The organism is Desulfovibrio sp. SGI.133 (genome assembly GCF_050313955.1).
Lineage (GTDB): Bacteria > Desulfobacterota > Desulfovibrionia > Desulfovibrionales > Desulfovibrionaceae > Desulfovibrio.
The window spans coordinates 301474-319713 of sequence record NZ_JBNPMK010000002.1; the positions used below are offsets into that span (position 1 = coordinate 301474).

At 66.2% G+C, this 18240-nt stretch carries 20 protein-coding genes; 3 read left to right on the forward strand and 17 right to left on the reverse strand.

What is annotated here, in order from left to right:
* Positions 1-37: 37 nt before the first annotated feature.
* The 5 genes from ACQRBR_RS04100 to yqeB form a co-directional block, all read right to left on the reverse strand.
* Entirely contained in the window at positions 38-589 is a 552-nt protein-coding gene (locus ACQRBR_RS04100; RefSeq protein WP_427812372.1) for a YceD family protein, read from the reverse strand.
* Positions 590-672: 83 nt separating this feature from the next.
* A complete protein-coding gene (locus ACQRBR_RS04105) occupies positions 673-1302 on the reverse strand; it encodes a LysE family translocator (RefSeq protein ID WP_168935417.1) in 630 nt (209 codons plus the stop codon).
* Positions 1278-1571 (reverse strand): GIY-YIG nuclease family protein, encoded by a 294-nt coding sequence (locus ACQRBR_RS04110; RefSeq protein WP_168935416.1) that lies wholly within the window; start codon positions 1569-1571, stop codon positions 1278-1280. The genes ACQRBR_RS04105 and ACQRBR_RS04110 overlap by 25 nt, the downstream gene beginning before the upstream one ends.
* Positions 1558-2043, reverse strand: a complete 486-nt coding sequence (locus tag ACQRBR_RS04115; RefSeq protein ID WP_303880770.1) for a hypothetical protein — start codon at positions 2041-2043, stop codon at positions 1558-1560. The genes ACQRBR_RS04110 and ACQRBR_RS04115 overlap by 14 nt, the downstream gene beginning before the upstream one ends.
* 12 nt (positions 2044-2055) lie before the next feature.
* Positions 2056-2865, reverse strand: a complete 810-nt coding sequence (gene yqeB / locus ACQRBR_RS04120) for a selenium-dependent molybdenum cofactor biosynthesis protein YqeB (protein ID WP_427812373.1) — start codon at positions 2863-2865, stop codon at positions 2056-2058.
* 150 nt (positions 2866-3015) lie between these two features.
* Between yqeB and ACQRBR_RS04125 the strand changes: the two genes are divergently transcribed.
* Positions 3016-3672 carry a tetratricopeptide repeat protein gene (locus tag ACQRBR_RS04125; RefSeq protein ID WP_168935413.1) on the forward strand — a complete coding sequence of 219 codons (657 nt, stop codon included), beginning with the start codon at positions 3016-3018 and terminating at the stop codon, positions 3670-3672.
* A gap of 424 nt (positions 3673-4096) precedes the next feature.
* Here ACQRBR_RS04125 and ACQRBR_RS04130 read toward each other — a convergent pair whose 3' ends face one another.
* The 6 genes from ACQRBR_RS04130 to ACQRBR_RS04155 form a co-directional block, all read right to left on the reverse strand.
* Positions 4097-5101, reverse strand: coding sequence for a hypothetical protein (locus tag ACQRBR_RS04130; protein WP_168935412.1), 1005 nt, complete (start codon positions 5099-5101; stop codon positions 4097-4099).
* Between the two features lie 566 nt (positions 5102-5667).
* The gene (recJ, locus tag ACQRBR_RS04135; protein WP_303880773.1) at positions 5668-7398 is read right to left on the reverse strand and encodes a single-stranded-DNA-specific exonuclease RecJ; all 1731 of its coding nucleotides are present in this window, start codon (positions 7396-7398) and stop codon (positions 5668-5670) included.
* 105 nt (positions 7399-7503) lie between these two features.
* Positions 7504-8196, reverse strand: coding sequence for an orotidine-5'-phosphate decarboxylase (gene pyrF, locus ACQRBR_RS04140; RefSeq protein ID WP_006003862.1), 693 nt, complete (start codon positions 8194-8196; stop codon positions 7504-7506).
* A gap of 13 nt (positions 8197-8209) precedes the next feature.
* Positions 8210-8827, reverse strand: coding sequence for a guanylate kinase (gene gmk, locus ACQRBR_RS04145; RefSeq protein WP_415992576.1), 618 nt, complete (start codon positions 8825-8827; stop codon positions 8210-8212).
* Positions 8828-8900: 73 nt separating this feature from the next.
* Entirely contained in the window at positions 8901-9779 is an 879-nt protein-coding gene (locus ACQRBR_RS04150) for a YicC/YloC family endoribonuclease (protein ID WP_303880775.1), read from the reverse strand.
* A gap of 145 nt (positions 9780-9924) precedes the next feature.
* Positions 9925-10218 carry an FmdB family zinc ribbon protein gene (locus ACQRBR_RS04155; RefSeq protein ID WP_427812374.1) on the reverse strand — a complete coding sequence of 98 codons (294 nt, stop codon included), beginning with the start codon at positions 10216-10218 and terminating at the stop codon, positions 9925-9927.
* Between the two features lie 205 nt (positions 10219-10423).
* Here ACQRBR_RS04155 and ACQRBR_RS04160 point away from each other — a divergent pair, with 205 nt between their 5' ends.
* On the forward strand, positions 10424-11005 hold the full coding sequence (locus tag ACQRBR_RS04160) for a DJ-1/PfpI family protein (RefSeq protein ID WP_040368924.1): 582 nt from the start codon (positions 10424-10426) through the stop codon (positions 11003-11005).
* Positions 11006-11270: 265 nt separating this feature from the next.
* Here ACQRBR_RS04160 and ACQRBR_RS04165 read toward each other — a convergent pair whose 3' ends face one another.
* Both ACQRBR_RS04165 and ACQRBR_RS04170 read right to left on the reverse strand, forming a co-directional pair.
* A complete protein-coding gene (locus ACQRBR_RS04165; RefSeq protein ID WP_427812375.1) occupies positions 11271-11759 on the reverse strand; it encodes a hypothetical protein in 489 nt (162 codons plus the stop codon).
* Between the two features lie 379 nt (positions 11760-12138).
* Complete coding sequence (locus ACQRBR_RS04170) at positions 12139-13485, reverse strand: MiaB/RimO family radical SAM methylthiotransferase (RefSeq protein ID WP_418237274.1); 1347 nt, start codon at positions 13483-13485, stop codon at positions 12139-12141.
* A gap of 65 nt (positions 13486-13550) precedes the next feature.
* On the opposite strand from ACQRBR_RS04170, the gene ACQRBR_RS04175 reads away from it, so the two are divergent.
* Positions 13551-14567, forward strand: a complete 1017-nt coding sequence (locus ACQRBR_RS04175; protein ID WP_427812376.1) for a M15 family metallopeptidase — start codon at positions 13551-13553, stop codon at positions 14565-14567.
* A 149-nt stretch (positions 14568-14716) separates the two neighbouring features.
* On the opposite strand, the gene pgl is transcribed toward ACQRBR_RS04175, so the two are convergent.
* From pgl to ACQRBR_RS04195, 4 genes are all read right to left on the reverse strand, one after another.
* Entirely contained in the window at positions 14717-15466 is a 750-nt protein-coding gene (pgl, locus tag ACQRBR_RS04180; RefSeq protein WP_427812377.1) for a 6-phosphogluconolactonase, read from the reverse strand.
* A gap of 212 nt (positions 15467-15678) precedes the next feature.
* Positions 15679-16434, reverse strand: a complete 756-nt coding sequence (locus ACQRBR_RS04185; protein ID WP_427812378.1) for a class I SAM-dependent methyltransferase — start codon at positions 16432-16434, stop codon at positions 15679-15681.
* Between the two features lie 164 nt (positions 16435-16598).
* Positions 16599-17720 (reverse strand): metallophosphoesterase, encoded by a 1122-nt coding sequence (locus tag ACQRBR_RS04190; protein ID WP_321128407.1) that lies wholly within the window; start codon positions 17718-17720, stop codon positions 16599-16601.
* A 122-nt stretch (positions 17721-17842) separates the two neighbouring features.
* Complete coding sequence (locus ACQRBR_RS04195; protein WP_006003888.1) at positions 17843-18223, reverse strand: RidA family protein; 381 nt, start codon at positions 18221-18223, stop codon at positions 17843-17845.
* Between the last annotated feature and the right edge of the window lie 17 nt (positions 18224-18240).

Consider the following 18240-nt stretch of genomic DNA (forward strand, 5'->3'; position numbering starts at 1 on the left):
CAAGAGGCAAGAGCCTAGCAGAAAAAAATCTTGATGTCTAGTTTTTGCGCAATTTCAGCCCGCGCAGGACGGCCATGCGCGGATCGCCTTCTTCCGGGGCGCACTGGCAGGGGCCGTCATTGAGGTTGGCGCCGCACTGGGGGCACAGGCCTTTGCAGTCAGGGCGGCACAGGGGATTGACCGGCAGGGCCAGGACGAATTCTTCCCAGCAGATAGCGCCCAGATCGAGATACGACACACCGTTTTCCACGACGATGCGACTTTCCAGCAGGTCTTCACCGGTGGTCGCGGCCTCTTCGTCTTCAGGTTCGGCGGCGGTCTCCTCAAAATTCTCAAAATGCGAATCCACGGTCACGGTCACGTCTTCGGCGCAACGGTTGCAGGGCAGCACCACGGTACCGGTGATGCTCCCGCGCACCAGATAGCCGCCTTCCAGGGGCATGATGCCGAGCTCGGCCTTCAGGGGATCGATGATGCGGCAGTCCATCTGGAATTCGGCCAGCGGTCCCTGCCAGATGGCGGGATCGTCCAGCGTCATGTCCTTGCCGGAAGGGGAAATCTCACTGAGCGGGATACGATAGTTCTGCATGGTCACCTCAATGCGGCCTTCTTACTCGGCGCTCAAGTCTGTGTCAAGCCCGGGAGGGGCGGCGTCACAGGGCCTTACGCGGCTCAGGCCACGCAGGAAAAGATCAGCATCACGGCCAGGGCCACGAAGACCAGACCGGCCACGCGATGCATGAGCATCTGGCCGCGCGGCGAGCTGTTGAACCAGTGGGCCAGGCGGCCGCCCAGGGCCGAGACGGCCGTGAAGACGAGGAAGGCCGCCAGCATGAAGAGCAGGCCCAGTTCCATGACTTGCAGCGCCACGCTGCCGCGTTCCGGCGCGCAGAATTGCGGCAGGAAGGCCAGGAAGAAGAGCGTCACCTTGGGGTTGGTTATGTTCATGATGACCCCGCGGCGATACAGGCCCCAGTAGCCCAGGAACCGGCTTTCCTGCAGATGGGCCATGCTGGCCCCGGCCCGGAAGGAGAGCCAGGCCAGATAGAGCAGGTAAGCCGCCCCGACGACGGTCAGCAGGGTGAAGGCCAGCGGCGAGGTCATAAAGATGCCCGCCACGCCCACGGCTACTATTGTTGTATGGAAGCACAGGCCGGAGATGAGCCCCAGGGTGGTGGCCACACCGGCCCGCATGCCGTAAAGGGCGGACTGGGTGAGGACGAAGATGATGTCCGGTCCCGGGGCAAGGGCCAGCATGAGGGCAGTCACGAAAAACGTCAGGACAGTATCCAGGGGCAGCATTGGGGAAACTCTTTCAGGGCCTGTTCCTTGCGGGAGCGGGGCAGTCGTTTGATATGATATTCCAGGCGCAGGGCCTCCTGCCGGGACGTACAGGCCCGGGAGAGCAACAGGGCCACGGGCCTGCGCGGGCGCGTATAGCGGGCCCCGCCGGCCAGACGGCCGTTGTGCTGGGCCAGACGCCGGTCAAGGTCGGTGGTCACGCCGCAGTACAGGGTGTCATCGGCGCAGCGCAACAGATAGACATGCCATGTGGCATCACTGGAAGCCACCGGAGAGCCAGCCTACCAGCAAAAAGCTGATGGTCCAGCTGAGGATGCGGCCGGGCCACGGGTTGGGGGGATTGCCCGCCAGCATGGAGCGCATCTCGCGCATGGAGTTGAGGACAGAGCCGATGGCATGGAAGACCATGAAGCCGATACTGGCCAGCAGACCGAATTGGATCCCGGCGATGATGATCAGGGCCAGGGTGATGCCGGGCGCCAGACCGGCCTGTCGGCTGCTGCCAGAGGTCCAGATGGTCTGGAAATGGAGGCCGCCGTTCCAGGGGCTGCGGCTGCTGCGGAATTGTTCCTGGCCGTAACCGTTCCCGCAGGAGCGGCCGTAAGGCCCCTGGCCCCTGCCGTCGTCACAGCCGTCGTGGATGATCTCGGCCTCGATGACGCGTTCATTATCGCGGGACTGACCGCTGTCGCTCCGGGGAGAGGGGTATCTGTTCTGAGGATCGGGATTGAAGGGGGACATGATACTCCTGTATCAGGTAGGAAGGTTATAGCGGGCGGCCATGGCCCGCAGCACGCCCCTGCCCAGGCAGCGGGCGCGTGAGGAAACTTTGTCCAGGGGCACGTGGTCCAGCGGCTCGATGTCGCATACCTTGGCCCCTGCACGCACCGGAAGACCGGAGCGCAACAGGCCGCGCAAACGGCCGGACAGGGGAGCCGGGACGGGAACACCGTCCACCCGGCCCACTTCCTGCCCCTGAAGGACATGGCTGCCCAGAGGCAGGGGGCTTGCGAAGACACCGGCACACGGGGCACGGCCCACGCGCTGTTCGGAGCGGCCATGCTCGCAGGGGATGCCGGTATTGGCCAGGGCCTGTCCTTGCCGGAGGCAACGGCCCATGTCCGGGCCGAAACTTTCGATGACGCAGTGGACGTCCCGCCCGGCTTCGATGCCCGGGCCAAGGGCGATGACCAGATCCGCCATGTCCGGGGAAAGGCCGCGGGCCTTCTTGCTCATGGTGGCGTCCACGAAGACCTGCGGGCAGAGCTCGCGCAGGCTCGTGCCGTCTTCGTCCACCAGCAGGGGCAGGGCCTCTCCGGTCTGCCAGAGGACACGGCAGGCGGCCGCATCGGGGCACAGACGGGCTTCGAGTCCTTCCACCCGGGCCTTGCCTTCGAAGACCGCCTCGGAAAAGACCACCAGACGGCGGATGGCCCGCGGCCGGGCGCACTCCAGCAGCACGAGCCTGTGCAGGCCCGCGTGCCACAGTTCCAGGGCCACACCGGTGCCCATGTCTCCGGCACCCCGGATGACGATAAGGGGACAGAATCCTTTTTGCATCATGACAAAAATGCATCTTGCCGGGCCAGTCGTCAAGGGCCGGGGAACGCGCGGACAGGATGCTTGTGTCCCGCCCCGGGGCGGCGTATGGTGGCCTGCACGCGTGTCCCCCGGCTTGATGCCGGAAGAGGAAACGGCACGCAAGGAGAGATCATGAACAAGATACTCGCGACAGGCCTGCTGGGCCTTGCCCTGGTGAGCGCCATCCCTGCCGTGGCCGCGGACAGCAAGGCGGACAAGACCTGGCAGGAAGCCTGGACGGCCTACAATATCGGCCAGTACAAAAAAACGCTGCGCCTGCTGCAGCCCCTGGCCTCGGACGGCGATGCCCGCTCGCAGGTGCTGCTGGGCCGCTGCTACGAGAACGGCCTGGGCGTCCCGCAGGATCTGGCAACGGCTTTCAAATGGTATATGCTGGCGGCGGAACAGAACGATGCCGAAGCCCAGACCCTGGTGGCCTACATGCTGCGTTCCGGTGCGGGCGTACCGCGCGACACCAATGGCTATCTGCAGTGGATGCAGCGTGCGGCCCAAAGCGGTTATGCCGAGGCCCAGTTCAACATGGCGCTGATCTGCGCCGACGGTGAACTGGTGACCAAGGACCCCGAACAGAGCTTCGACTGGGCCAAGCGTGCTGCCGAACAGGGCAATGGCCAGGCCCAGCGCTTCCTGGGCGCCTGCTATGAAGTGGGCTTCGGCGTGCCGCAGGATGCCACGGAGTCCGCCCTCTGGTATGCCAAGGCCGCCCAGCAGGGACTGGAACGGGACGGCAGCATCTTCTCGCATATCCGCCAGTATCCCAAGCCGTAGTCCGTGCATATCCCGTCATTGCGGCACGTCCGGTACCGCATTGACGGACAGATAAAAAAACAGGGCCAGTCTCCCTTGTGTGGGGGACTGGCCCTGTTGCGCAGGCGGTCCAAAAAAAGATGGCCGCAACATATCGTATGGTGCGCCGGAAGGAGCGCCGTCCAAGCTGTCCGGCCGTGCCGCGTAGCGCATCTCATGCGCGGCGGCAAGGCGACGCATCTCTTTCCGGGGGACACCATTTCTTTGCCTTCATGCCGGACCTTGTCTTTCTCCCGCATCATGTCGGGGGACGGTGAGTCGCGCACAGCCTGCGCGACACGAGGCCTTGCCGGTGATCCGGCCAAAAGTTTTTGGCAGGGATGGGAGAGTTTGAGGGGGAAGGGGAGACCTTTTTTCAAAAAGGGCCTCCTTCCCCCTCATCCTTTTATTCCTGCTCTTCAGCTTCCATATCGGCCAGCAGCTGACGGATGCCGTCCAGCCGGGCGGCCGCCGTGTCCTTGAGACCGGCATGGAGCTCATTGCCGACGATGCCTTCCAGGGTATCGGCCAGCCAGGGGAAGAGGCTGTCGGCCAGGGCTTCGGCCTGCGTCACCGAAGAAAGGCCGCTCAGGGCCTGGCGCTGCATGCGGATGTAGATCTCTTCCGCCGTAGCCAGGTTGCGATGACGGGCAGTGAACAGATCGCCCAGGCAGGGCGTGGTGCAATCCTGCGCGGCGGCTTCCAGCGACTGGCGCTGGGCCTGCATGGTCTGGCGGAAACCGTCTTCGGGCAGGCCGTCCTTGTCTTTTTTGTTCTGGGCGTAGGTCTGGGCAGCGGCGGCATAGGCCTGGGCGTCACAGACCAGGGGCAGGAGCTCGGCGGCCTGTTCCAGGCTCTCGCGCTGGCGTTCCAGGCTGTGGATGATCTTGCGGGCAAAGGCGGCCATCTTGCAGGCCCCGGGCTGCCCGGCGGCGTGACCGGCCTCGGCGGCTTCGGCTTCCTGCATGGCCAGGTTCAGGTCTTCGGCCACATGCAGGATCTCCAGCCCCAGCATGGCCTGGAGGTTGTTCTCGGCACGGGCCTGTTCCAGCAGCAGGATGTCCAGACGGGTCTCCTGCTCCAGATCGAGATATTCGGGCGACATGCGGCAGACCTGATCCATGACCAAGGCCACATGCTCTTCCCAGACCTGTTGCAGCACGCTCTGGTCAGGCTCCTTGGCATGCTTCTGCTGCGCGGGCAGGGCGGCCACATCGATGCCGTCCAGATTGAAATTCTCCAAGCCCTTGGGGCCGTAGCAGCGGGCCAGACGGGCGGCCAGAGCCTGATCCAGCGGGTACTGGCTGATGAGGGCGGTGATGGCGTTCTCGTCAGCGCCCACGCGCTGGGCCTGGGCGATGTCCTGCAGGACGCTTTCCTTGTACGCAGACAGCTCTTCGGGCTGCTTCATGACGAACTCCTGAAAAGCCGGACGATCCCGGCGTGTGATCTGTTGAAGGTAAGGGCGCGGCGCAGCCTCCTTGTCTCGTGGGGAGGACGGTGCCGCAGGCAGCCGTGGCCGCGGGCCTGTCCCGGACTGCCTGCCGGAGCAAGGATACGGGCGGGAGGGCCGGGCCGGACGGCGATGGCACGGGCGCGGGAAGCGCTCCCGGCGTTGCCGCCGGGGCTGCCGTGTTCAAAGGGTAAGCCTCAAATGGCATCTGTGAAGGATGCGGAAGGAAATTTCCAAGGATTTTTATGGCGGTGGACAGGGCGCGCAGCTACTGTTGTGCCATCCGTCCGGGGAGAAGAGGATATACGTTTCTGCACGGCGCGGGGGGCAGCGGTACCGCAGGGACATGGCTGGCAGCAGTCTGGAAAGGAGGGGGGAGCTGCGGTTGCCCGGAGCCCGCCGGCGGTGCGGGACGGTATCAGCTGGTGAAAACGGAGATGCGTCCAGCGCTCCACCAGAGGAAAAAGGAAAAGGGCCGCTTCCGTACGGGAAGAAGGCCCTTCAACAATTCTTATTTGCGCGTGCTAGTCGGCCACGGGCTGCCAGTCTTTGATGCCCACGTCGATGGAGGCCACGCCCCGGTAGTAGTCCAGGCGCGGCGTGTAGGCCACACGGATGCGTGAGCCCACGGAAGAGGGCGGAAAGGCCGTGGCCATGTTCCAGCCCTTGGCCATGAGGGTGATGCCGCTGGCGCTGTCCTTCAGGCGCAGACGCACATGGTCGCCGCTGTAGCCCAGCGGGCTGCGATCCACCACCGTGAGTTCCGGGGAGGCAAAGACCGGTTCGGCATTGCCTGCCCCAAAGGGCTGCATGAGTTCCAGCTCCTGCAAGAAGGCGGAGTCCGAAGCCTGCTGGAAATCCAGCTCGCATTCCAGCAGCAGGGCCGGGGTCAGGGGCTGCTCGCCCAGCTCGTCCGCCACGACCTGTTCGAAGGCCTCGCGGAAGCGTTCCAGCTGGTTGGGTTCCAGGCGCACGCCCGCGGCCAGCTTGTGGCCGCCGAAGCCTGCCAGCACATGGGCCGTCTTCTGGAGCCCGGCGTAAAGGTCGAACTCGCGGATGGAGCGGCCCGAGCCCTTCATCATATTGTTGTCGTCGCAAAGGATGATGGTGGGCCGGTAGAATTCTTCCACGATGCGCGAGGCCACGATGCCCACGATGCCGGGGTGCCAGTCGCCGCCGTAGAGCACCAGGGCCGGGCGCTGGCGCTGCTCCAGCTGGCGGTGGGCCTGCTCGCGGGCGGCGGCCCAGATGCGCTCCTCTTCCTCGCGGCGCTGGGTGTTGAGGGCATCCAGATGCTGGGCCAGGCGGAGGGCCTCCACATGGTCCTTGCTGCGCAACAGCTGGAGGGCGGTGTCGGCCGCGCCCATGCGTCCGGCGGCATTGATGCGCGGCGCCAGACGGAAGACCACCTGTCCGGCGTTGAGGCGGGCGGCCGCGTCGGAACCGCTCACGGTCTTGAGGGCGGCGATACCGGGACGGGCGGCCTCGGCCAGCTTGTCCAGCCCGCCGCGCACGAGGATGCGGTTCTGCCCGCCCAGGCGCATGACGTCGGCCAGCGTGCCCAGGGCCACCAGATCCAGCACCTTGTCCATCTTGAAGCGGCGGCCCGTGTGCGGGGCCAGGGCCGCGTTGACGGCGGCCATGAGGAAGAAGGCCACGCCCACACCGGCCAGATGGGGGCAGGGCATGTCGTCTTCCGGGCCAAGACGGGGATTGCAGATGGCGTCGGCCGGGGGCAGTTCCGGCGGCGGCAGGTGGTGGTCGGAGATGACCACGGTCATGCCCAGCTCGCGGGCGCGGGCCACGGCCGCCATGTCGGAGATGCCGCAGTCCACGGTGAGCAGGATGCCGCAGCCCTGCGCGGCCAGTTCTTCGATGGCCGGGATGTTCAGGCCGTAGCCTTCGCTGCGGCGGTCGGGCACATGCCACAGGGCTTCCAGGCCGTGGGCTTCCAGCACGTCCAGCACCAGCGTGGAGGAGGTGATGCCGTCCACGTCGTAGTCACCCCAGACGGCCAGCTTCTTGCCGTCCAGCAGAGCCTTGCTGATGACCTCGGCCGCCTGCGGGAACTGGGGCCAGCGGGACGGCGGCACCAGATCGGGCAGACGCGCGGAAAGATAGGCGTCCAGCTCTTCGGGGCTGTCCAGGCCGCGCCGCCAGAGGATGTCCAGCAGCAGGGGAGAGATGGAGAGCTCACGGGCCAGACCGCGCGGCGGCGAACCGGCAGGGGGCTCACGGAACAGCCAGCGCTTCATGCCGCCACCTCCATGACAGGCCCACGCCGCCGGATGCTGCGGCGACGGGACATGCCTGAGGTGCGGAAAAGGGCAAGAGGGGCGCTGGCTGTCATGCTGTCTCCTTTAGACGGCGGCTTTCATCTCGGCCTGGATGGCACGGGCGGCCTCGGCAGGCGAGGGAGCCTTGAGGATGGGACGTCCCACCACCAGGAAGTCGGCACCGGCCTGCACGGCACGGGCGGGCGTCATGATGCGCTGCTGGTCGTCGGTATCGGCACCCGCAGGACGGATGCCGGGGCACAGGCAGCGCAGGCCCTGGCAGGAGGCCTTGATGCGGGCGGCCTCATGGCCGGAACAGACCACGCCGTCCAGGCCCCAGCCGCGGGCCTTGCCGGCCAGTTCCAGGGCAAAGTCGGAAGGATCGGCGCTGATGCCGGGCATCTCGCCGGGGCCGAAGCTGGTCAGGGCCGTGACGCCGAAAAGCTGGGGAGCCTTGCTGCCGTAGCTGTCGGCGGCAATACGGGCCTCGCTGCACATGCGCTCGCCACCCTGGCAGTGCAGGGTCAGCAGTTCCGCACCGGCGGCGGCAGCGGCCTTGACGGCCTGGGCCACGGTGTGGGGGATGTCGTAGAATTTCATGTCCAGGAAGACATGGAAGCCAAGGTCGTGCAGTTCGCGGATGATGTCCGGACCGGCCAGGGTGAACAGTTCCATGCCCACCTTGCACCAGGGCACGGCGCCTTGCAGTTCGCGGGCCAGGACGAGAGCGTCTTCCTTGCGGGGCAGATCCAGAGCGACAATGAGTTGGGCAGCCATCGTTCTTCTTCCTTTAAAGGAGGTGTCCGTTGTTCAGGGCCTCCACCAGCTCGGGGCGGCAGTGGGGGGCCAGGGTCGCGGCCAGGTAGGCGGCGCGCAGGTGGTCGTAAGCCGTGTCCAGGTCGTCATTGACGATAAGGGCATCATAGTGGGGCGCTTCCTGCATCTCGGCACGGGCATTGGCCAGGCGGCGCAGGATGACTTCCTCGCTGTCCAGGCCGCGGCCGCGCAGACGGCGTTCCAGCTCTTCCATGGAAGGCGGCAGGATGAAGAGGAAGCGGGCATCGGGCATGTTCTTGCGCAGCTGGGCAGCGCCTTGCACGTCGATGTCGAACAGGATGTCCTGGCCTTTGGCCAGCATCTCGCGCACAGGGGGCAGGGGCGTGCCGTAGAAGTTGCCGTGCACTTCGGCCCATTCGGCAAAATGGCCCTGGTCGCGCAGCTCCACGAAGCGCTCGCGGCTCAGGAAGTGATAGTCCTTGCCGTCCACTTCGCCCTCGCGGGGGGCGCGGGTGGTGCAGGAGATGGAATAGCCGAAGTTGGGGAATTCTTTGCGCAGGCGTTTGATGAGCGTGGTCTTCCCCGTGCCGGAGGGCGCGCTGATGACCAGCGCGATGCCGAGTCTGTTCATGATGTCAAAATCTCCTTCCGCAGGCAGAGCCCGCAGAGCTCAGTGTCGGACGACCGTGACGGGAACCCGCCGGCTATTCGAGGTTCTGTACCTGCTCGCGGCACTTTTCCAGTTCGTTCTTGAAATCGACCACCATGCGCGAAAGCTGCACATCGGGGATCTTGTTGCCGCAGGTGTTGATCTCGCGGAAGCATTCCTGCAGCGTGAAGTCCAGACGGCGGCCGGCATCCTTGCCCGCATCCAGCAGTTCGTGCAGACGGGCAAGGTGGGTGTGCAGGCGGGTCAGCTCTTCGGTGACGTCCAGACGGTCGGCCAGGATGGTGACCTCCTGCAGGAAGCGGTTCTCGTCCAGGCCGTTGACGGCTTCCAGCGCCTCGTTGAGGCGTTCGCGCATGACGGCGGCGCGCTCTTCCTTGATCTCGGGCGCGCGTTCGGCGATGAGGCCGGTCCATTCTTCCATGCGCAGGATGCGGGAATGCATGTCGCGGGCCAGGGCGCGGCCCTCGGCGGCGCGGGCGTCGTTCCAGTCTTCCAGTGCCAGGGACAGGCCTTCTTCCAGGGCCAGGGTCAGGCTCTCGTCAACTTCGTCACCGGCATCGCCCCACAGGCCGGGCAGGGCGAGCAGGGCGTTGTAGTCGGGGGTGAAGGACTCGCCACGGCGGGCAGCCAGTTCTTTCAGGCTGTCCAGCATGGCTTCGGCCTGCATGGCGTCAAAACGCGGCGCGGGGCCGGTGCCGCCGGTGTACTGGAGGGTCAGGCTGATGTCCACGCGACCGCGGGAGGCGAAGCGGCGCACCACTTTTTCCAGGCGCGGCTCAAGGCTGCGCACGCTCATGGGCAGACGCCATTTAAGGTCCAGATGGCGGCTGTTGACGCTTTTGACTTCCCATTGCTGGGTGAAGCCTTCGCTCTCTACCAGGCAGCGGCCGAAGCCGGTCATACTGCGCAGCATAATATCCCCCTGAAGTGAAAATATTCCAAAAGAATAGGCCAAGCAGCTCCATAATGCAAGGAACGCGCCCGCGCGGCTGGATACATGCCGCGGAAGGCGCGTCCCCAAAATGAACGTATCCTTCCAGGATACGAGGAGCCTAGGCTCAGGAGAACTTGCCGTTGCCGCCGCAGGCGGAACCGGAGCTGGGCGCGGCGGGGGCGCTGCCGCAGCCGCCGGCCTGACCGCAACCGGCAAGGCCTTTGCCCGTCTTGGAGGCCAGCGGATGCACCGGGCCGGGCTTGAAGGGGAAGGCGCCGGTCTTGAGCGGGCTGGGCACGCTCATCTGGCGCTGGGTCTCGGCATGGCCGCACTGGGGGCAGGCGGGCGTTTCGTCACCGAACGCCAGCTCTTCGAACTGGGCCCCGCAGGCGGGGCAGACAAAATCATACAGGGGCATGGAGCACTCCTTGCCATGTTTTGAGCCGCAGCCGGGGCCGCGGGACAGTGAGGTGTATCGGCAGGCAGCCGCCGGGACGGAAAAGCTCCGGCCTGCCTCTTGTCTGTAACGTTCCGCTGCTTATATAAGCAGTATATGAGCGATGGCAAGTGCGGGCCCGGCTTCTTTGTTCCGGACGGGCGCCTTGCCGCACAGGAGTATTACGATGAAAAAGATTCTGCTGCTGGCCGGCGATTATGTGGAAGATTACGAAGTGATGGTGCCTTTCCAGATGCTGCTGATGCTGGGCTACGAAGTCCACGCCGTCTGCCCGGGCAAGAAGGCCGGCGACTTCGTGCGCACGGCCATCCATGACTTTGAGGGCGACCAGACCTACAGCGAGAAGCGCGGCCACAACTTCGCCATCAACTATGACTTCGACAAGGTCGATGTGGCTGACTACGCCGGTCTGGTGGTGCCCGGCGGGCGCGCGCCCGAATACCTGCGCCTCAACGAGCGCGTGCTGGAGATCGTGCGTGAATTCGACGCCGCCGGCAAACCCATTGCCGCCATCTGCCACGGCCCCCAGCTGCTGGTGAGCGCGGGTATCCTCAAGGGCCGCACCTGCACCTGCTACGCTGCGGTCAAGCCCGATGTGGTGGCCGCGGGCGCCACCTGGCATGACTTCAACGCCACGGCCAGCAACGCGGTGGTGGACGGCAATCTGGTCACGGCTCCGGCCTGGCCTGCGCATCCGGCCTGGATCGCCGCCTTCGTCAAGCTGCTGGGCGCCCAGATCAGCATCTAGCCTGCGAATAACAATATCCCCTGACAGGGAAAGAGGGAGCCGTGCCGCAGGGCAGGCTCCCTCTTTTTGTATGGATTCGTCTGTTGAGCCCCGAGGCGCGAAACCAAAGGCATGCGCCATACGGGGGATGTGCGTATGCCTGAGGCCTGGGCGGCAGGCGCCCCGGTCTTGTCCGGCAGGGGCCTGCCCCGGTAGCCGACAGGAAGATCCTGAACTGCCGGTGCGGGCCTGTCTTCTTTCTCCGGCGGGGAGGAGGGGTGCCTCTCTACCTCGTGCGGGCAAGGAAGACGGCGTCGTTGCGGTAACGCACCGCAGGCTGCGTGGCCGGACCGCCCAGGTTCCCGCTGTTGTCCTCGGCAAAGATGCCGCGCTGGCCGATGCGCGAGACGAAGCCGGGATGCGCCTGGTAGTGGGGCTTTTCCGGCTGCTGGGGGATGGGCGTCACGCTTTGGAGCACGAGGCAGGCACCCACACGGCCCGCCTGGGCGGCGGCATCATCGGCGGATGCGGGGACGGCGCTCTCCCACATGGCCCGGCCCAGGCGGACATAGCCGTCAGCAAGGGCCCCGGCAAGGCGTTTTTCCATGACGGATGCCGGGAGCTGCTCCACGCGGGGGGCGCTACAGGACTCAAGGGTATCCACGGGGCGGACATGGTCGTCCGTCGCCTGATAATGACGGGAAAAACCGCCGGTACAGCCGGATGCCAGCAGGGTGAGGCCCAAAAGGACAGAGAGTGCATAGCGGCAGGACATGGCATTTCCTCTCTTGGTTACAGGGGATGCGGCCGCAAAGGGGGGAAGGAAAAGGTTCGCTCCAGTGATTCATGGTGCGGTGCGGTACGATGCCGGGCAGGTTTCGCGGTCGGGAGCAGCGGTTTTTCCCGTCCGGTCGATGGGGGGAATATGAAACATATTTAATCGCTATGTTTTTATTTCAGAGATCAGAAATTTTAGCAAGCTCTTTGAGACAACTATCCCGTCACATCCCCCACGATCCTGAGAGGACGGGGCCCGGGGGAGGGACGTGCCGCTGCTGCCTGGAGCTGTCCTGCGGGACGTTCCCGGCAGGCCTTCGGACATCGATAGCGGCGGGACGACAATGCCCCTCCCCGGGGCCCCAAAGCAAAGATATCTAGTCCGCCAGCGGTTCCACCAGCAGGCCCTTGTCCGTGACGGACAGGGGGCGCACGGCCAGCAGTTCGCGACCGGGATGGGCCCCGGCGGGCAGGATGCAGGGCACATAGAATTCGTTGACGCCCTTGATGGCTTTGCGGCGGCGGGCAGGGGCCTGGTCGGGGGCGGGGCTGTCGGCGGCCAGCAACATGCGCGGCAGGGCCAGCTGTGCCTGCCAGAAAGTCTGGCGGCGTTCCTCCACGGCGGCGCGGACACGGGCGGCCCGCTCCTGCTTGACCTGCTGGGGCAGGTGGCCGTCAAAGCGGTCGGCGGCGGTACCGGGGCGACGGGAATAGGGGAAGACGTGGGCATAGCTGAAGGGCGTCTCGCGTACGAAGTCCAGCAGGCAGGCCACATCTTCTTCACGCTCGCCGGGGAAGCCCGCGATGATGTCCGCCCCCAGCCCCATGACGGGCCAGTGGGCGTGCAGGCGTTCCACGGCACGCTGGAGCATTTCGGCCGTATAGTGGCCGCGGCCCATGCGGCGCAGCACGGGCTGGCTGGCGTGTTGCAGCGAGATGTGCAGCTGCGGGCAGAGCATGCGGCAGGCCATGAGGGTCTCCACCCCTTCGTCGTCCAGCTGCGACGGTTCCAGGGAGCTGATGCGGAAACGGCCGCGTCCGGCGAATTCCGGGGCAAGGGCGGCATCCAGACGGCGGAGCAGGCTCCAGAAATCACCAAAATCAGCGTTGTCCCGGCCATATTGGCGCAGATTGATGCCGGAAATCATGATCTCGGCATGCCCGGCCAGCAGCAGGCGCCGGGCCTCGGCGATGACGTCTTCCGGCGGGCGGCTCAGGCAGCGGCCGCGGGTGAGGGGCACGATGCAGTAGGTGCAGCGGTGCTGGCAGCCGTCCTGCACCTTGAGCACGGGGCGGGCGCGCCGGAAGCCGCTGATGGCAAAGGGCGGGTAGGAAGGGGCCTGCGCTTCTCCTGCCGGAGCCTGGGCTTCTTCCGTCCAGGGCCCGGCCAGCAGCAGGCGCTTGTCGCCCTGGGGCAGAACGAGGTCCGGCTGTACGCAGTCCTCGTGGCCGTGCCGGCGAAAGTCCTCGAACAGGCGGGCCGCGCAGCCGGTCAGGATCAGGCGGGCAGCGGGAGCCGCGCGGCGCAGACGGAACACGGCATTGCGGGCATCGCGCTCCCCTCGGGCCGTGATGGCGCAACTGTTGACGCAGACCACGTCCGCCTGGGCGGGGTCGTCGCATTCCACGCCGCCACGGGCCTGCCAGGCCTCGCGCAGGGATTGCGTTTCGTACTGGTTCACCTTACAGCCAAAGGTAATGAAGTAGAATTTCCATGCTTGCATGGCTGCTATGTAGGGCAAAGGCCGTCCCCTTGACAAGAGGCGGCCGGGCCCGCTGGAGATGGATGATGAAAGGATGTGTGTGGCGGCATCCCTCCCGTTGGGGCGGGCTGCTGGTGTGGCTGTTGCTGCTGCCGCTGTGCTGTACGGCGGAGACGGCTGCCGGTGAACGTGGCGGCGAGCTGTCCGGCCTGTCCGCCGAGGACCGTATCAATCTGCTGTGCCTGCGTTCGGCCTATCCGCAGATCAGGGCGGTGGAATCCGGGCCTGACGGCATCTGGCTGCGCCTGGAAGGGGAGCGGCGGGTGCTCTATGCCTCGGCAGCGGAACTGGCGGCCCATCCTTATGATGATGCGGCCCTGCTGGACAGGGAACAGCGTCTGGCCCGGCGTCTCGATCCCGCACGCATGGATGTCTCGCTGCGTGCCAGCATGCACTTGCCCTATCTGCCGGACCCGGAACGGGCGGCCACGCCGCGGGGCTATTCGCCCGGCCGCTGGCGCAGCTATGCCTTTTTGAGGGCCCTGTACGGTGCGGATGCGGCCACGGTCCGCCGGGGCCTGGGCGGGACGTCCCTGCAGGGACGCAAGGTGCGGATGAGCGGGGCCGCCGTGCGGGCGCTGGCCGCCGTGGATGGCCGCCTGCGCGAGGCCGTGCGGCAGCGGCCGGAGCTCAAGCCCTGGCTGGTCTCGGCCGGAGGTTTTTTGTGGCGCCCCATCGCCGGAGAGCAGCGCCTGAGCCCGCATTCCTTCGGTATCGCCATCGACCTGAGCCCGCAGCGGGCGCCGTACTGGCGCTGGGCCAAGCTGGAGCGCCATCCCCTGCAACAGTCCTACGACAGCGAGATCGTCCGGGCCTTCGAGGCCGAGGGCTTCATCTGGGGCGGCAAATGGCACGAATATGATCTGATGCACTTCGAATACCGGCCCGAGATCATGGCCAAGGCCCGTGTGCTGCACCAGCTGGAGACGGCTGGCGGGAGCGGGCTCGAAGATCTTCCCGGCGGGACCGGGCGGGACGGCGGGACAGTCGCGTCCCCTCATGACCTGTCGGGAGTGGTGTCGGCAGGGGGGAGCAACGGCTGAGAGACCTCTGTCCCGGCGGCCGTCCCAGGCAGGCAGCGAGCCGGGGCGGGGATGCTGTGTCGTCGCGAACGTGTCGGGCAGGCAGAGCCCGCAAAAAAAGGAGGGGTCCCGGTGGGGCCCCTCCTTTGTCATTCGTATGGCAGGACGGCTTAGTCCTGACCGGTGGCCGCAGCCTCGTCCACGACCCAGATCAGGTCGCCCACGCTGGGGCGCACCATCTGGGCAGGCAGGGTGGGCTCGGCCAGCAGATCCAGCACCTGGCCCAGCACCTGATGCTTTTCCTTGCCCGTGACCAGGAACATGCAGCAGCGGGAGTTGTTGATGACCGGCAGGGTCAGGGTCAGACGGTCGGCTTTGCGCTCGGGCACATACTGGTCGATGACCAGACGCTTGTGTTCGGCCAGGGCCGGAGAGTTGGGGAAGATGGAGCCGGTGTGGCCGTCATCGCCCATGCCCAGGATCATGAAGTCGAAGCGGGGCAGGTCGTTGGGACCGATATTGAAGTCCTGGCGGATCTGCTGCTCGTATTTGACGGCAGCTTCCACAGGGTCGATGTCGCCGCGCATGCGGTAGAAGTGGGTGGCAGGCACATGGCTCAGCAGTTCGCGGCGGGCAAGGCCGTAGTTGCTGTCAGGATGGTCGGGCCCCACGCAGCGTTCGTCCACCCAGAAAAAGCTCATCTTGTCCCAGGGCAGGCGGTCGGCCCAGTCACTGGCCGCCAGCAGACGGAACAGGGGGATAGGCGTCTGGCCGCCGGAAAGGGCGATGCGGAACACGCCGCGTTCGGCCACGGCTTCTTCACAGGCGGCGGCCAGGATATGGGCGGCGCGCTCGGCCATGGCGGCAGGATCTTTATGGATATGCACGGAAAGATGGATGGATCTGCTGCGCGCTTTCATGATGATCTCCTTATTGTGGACTGCGCAATAAAAACGGCGCGGCACAGGATACCGCCCGTGTTGCTGTCATTTCCTTCAGGACGTACCACCATAATGCAGGCCGGTGCCGGCGGCAAGCCCCCTGAGGCCTGTCTGCCGCTGCGGGCGGGAGAGGAATGCCGAAAATCCCCTGCGCTGTGGTCTCCGGGAACAGAAAAATTTTTTCCTGTGATTCAGGGATGCTGTTTTTGTGCCGGGGACTGTTCGGCGGCGCGCAGGGAGTCGTACTCCATGACGGGGCGGGCGGTATCCAGACGGGGGCGCAGACGCAGGGGCAGGGGGGTCCCCGTACGGCGGGGCGACATGTCCAGACGCAGGACGCACCAGGCCCCGAAGGGCAGGCGGGAAAGGGCCGCGGCATGGACGTGCGTCCCGTGATGCCAGCGGCAGGCGGGCCGCCAGAGGCAGCTTGCCGCGTGCAGTCGTCCCGGACGGGCGGCCAGCAGGCGCCAGGCTGTCCAGAAGGGCAGGCAGTGACCGGGCCAGGCATGGCGACGCCCGTGCAGCCGCCAGGTCAGCCAGGGCAGGGAGGCGCTGTTCCAGAAAGTGAGGGCCAGACCGCAGGCCGCCACGCGGCAGGCCTCGCCCAGTGCCGCAGGCAGGGCGGCGGGCGGCAGTTCGTCGGCCCGCAGCAGTACCCAGTCGAAACTGTTGTCGGCAAAGGGCAGCCAGTCCGGGGAGGCGGCTTCTATTTCCACGCCTTGCGGGGCCCTGCGCCGGGCCTGCTCCCGCAGGGCCGGAGAGGCTTCGCAGGCGCTCAGGTCAAAGCCGCTCTGCCAGAGCGGCGGCAGAACATGCCCCGCCCCGCAGCCGATGACCAGCAGTTCCCTGCCCCGGCGTGGCCAGGGGGCCAGCATGGAGAGCAGCAGGGCAGTCCTTTCCGGCAAGGCGATGTGCTGGTGGAACGGGCTTGGGGGCTGAAGGGGCATGCGGGCTCCTTGGAAGGTGGGGGTTCTCTATCCTGCTAATGTAGGGCCTGCCGGAGCGACAGGCAAGAGGGATGCGGGATGAAGTCCCGATACTCCCGCAGGGGATGTCCGGCCTGCGGGAGCGGGGAAAAAGGCGGGCAGACGGGATGCAGAAGGGCGATGCGTTATCGCGGCGCGCGCAGGACCAGCAGCAGGATCTCGGAAGGTACGCCCAGGCGCAGGGGAAAACCGCCCCACAGGCCGCTGCCGGGGCCCACATACAGGCGGGCATCGTCCCGGACATACCAGCCGCGCACGAAACCGCCGTTGAACAGGGCCACGCCCTGATCCAGCAGCAGGGCCAACCCGCCGTGGGTATGGCCGGAAAGCTGCAGGTCGATCTTCGGGGCCGTCTCATGGAAGAGCTCCGGCTTGTGGGCCATGAGGATGCGCGGTCGCGGCGTCCCTTCCAGGGCACTGTGCGGATCGGGGCCGGGCAGGCCGAAGCGTTCAGCCACATTGTCGGTGACGCCAGCCACGGTCAGGTGGCTGCCCCGCACCGGCAATACCACGGCCTCGTTCTCCAGCAGGGTGATGCCGTGGGCACGCAGGACGGGCCGCCAGGCAGGCAGGTCGGAGTAATATTCATGGTTGCCCGGGCAGGCGAAGACGCCCAGCGGCGCCCGCAGGTCGGCCATGGGCGCGAAGTCCTCACGCCGCAGGGCGGGGCTGCCGTCCATAAGGTCGCCCGTGAGCAGGATGATGTCCGGCCTGAGGGCATTGGTCCTGTCCACCACGGCCCGGGTCCATGCGGCGGGAAAGTTGCGGCTGATGTGCAGGTCCGTGAGCTGGGCCACGCGCAGTCCGTCCAGGGCGGGGGGCAGGCCGGGCAGGACGATCTCCTGCGTGCGGACTTCGGGGATGCGCAGGGCCGCGGGTACGGCCATGACGGTCAGTACCAGGGCCACCAGGAAAAGGGCGGCCATCTGCCGGTTGCTGTCGGGCAGGGCCGGAAGGCCCGGGCGCAGGCGGCGCGCCAGCCACCAGGCAAGGCAGGCAGCATCCCGGAGCAGCGAGAGCAGGGCCAGCAGGAAGAAGAGCACATGCGGCACGCCCGTGCTGACCAGCACCCAGCGCGGCAGCTCGGGATTGAAGGTGGCGTAGAGCAGGGAAAAGATGTGCAGCCGGAAGCCCACCAGCAGTACCAGCAGGGCCAGCAGCATCTTGAGCGGCCGCTTGCAGCGCAGGGGCAGCACGCAGCGGACCAGCATGTAGACGCAAAGGATGGTCGTGACGATCTTGAGCATAGGCAGGGAGCGGAGGAAGGCGCGGCTCCGGGACAGGCGGCAGAAAGTCAGCCAGAGGAACGCAGGGAGCCGGATAGAAAAAGGAGGGGCATCCCTTTGCAGGACGCCCCTCCCGGACAGGCTTAGAGGGCGGCGATGGCTTCCACTTCCACCTGGGCGCCCAGCGGCAGGCTCTTGATGGCCACGCAGGAACGGGCGGGGAAGGGTTCGCAGAAGTATTTCTTGTAGACTTCGTTGACCTTGGGGAAGTCGTTCATGTCAGCGATGAACACGGTGGTCTTGACTACGTTGGCGGTGGTCAGGCCCTGAGATTCCAGCAGGGCCACCACGTTCTTGCAGCACTGCTCGGCCTGGGCGCAGATGTCGCCTTCCACCAGCTTGCCGGTGGCGGGATCCAGCGGGATCTGGCCGGAGAGGAAGAAGATGTCGCCCACGCGGATGCCCTGGCTGTAGGGGCCCACGGCGGCAGGAGCGTTGGGGGTGCTGATGACGTCCTTGTTCATGAGGAACTCCTTGCGTA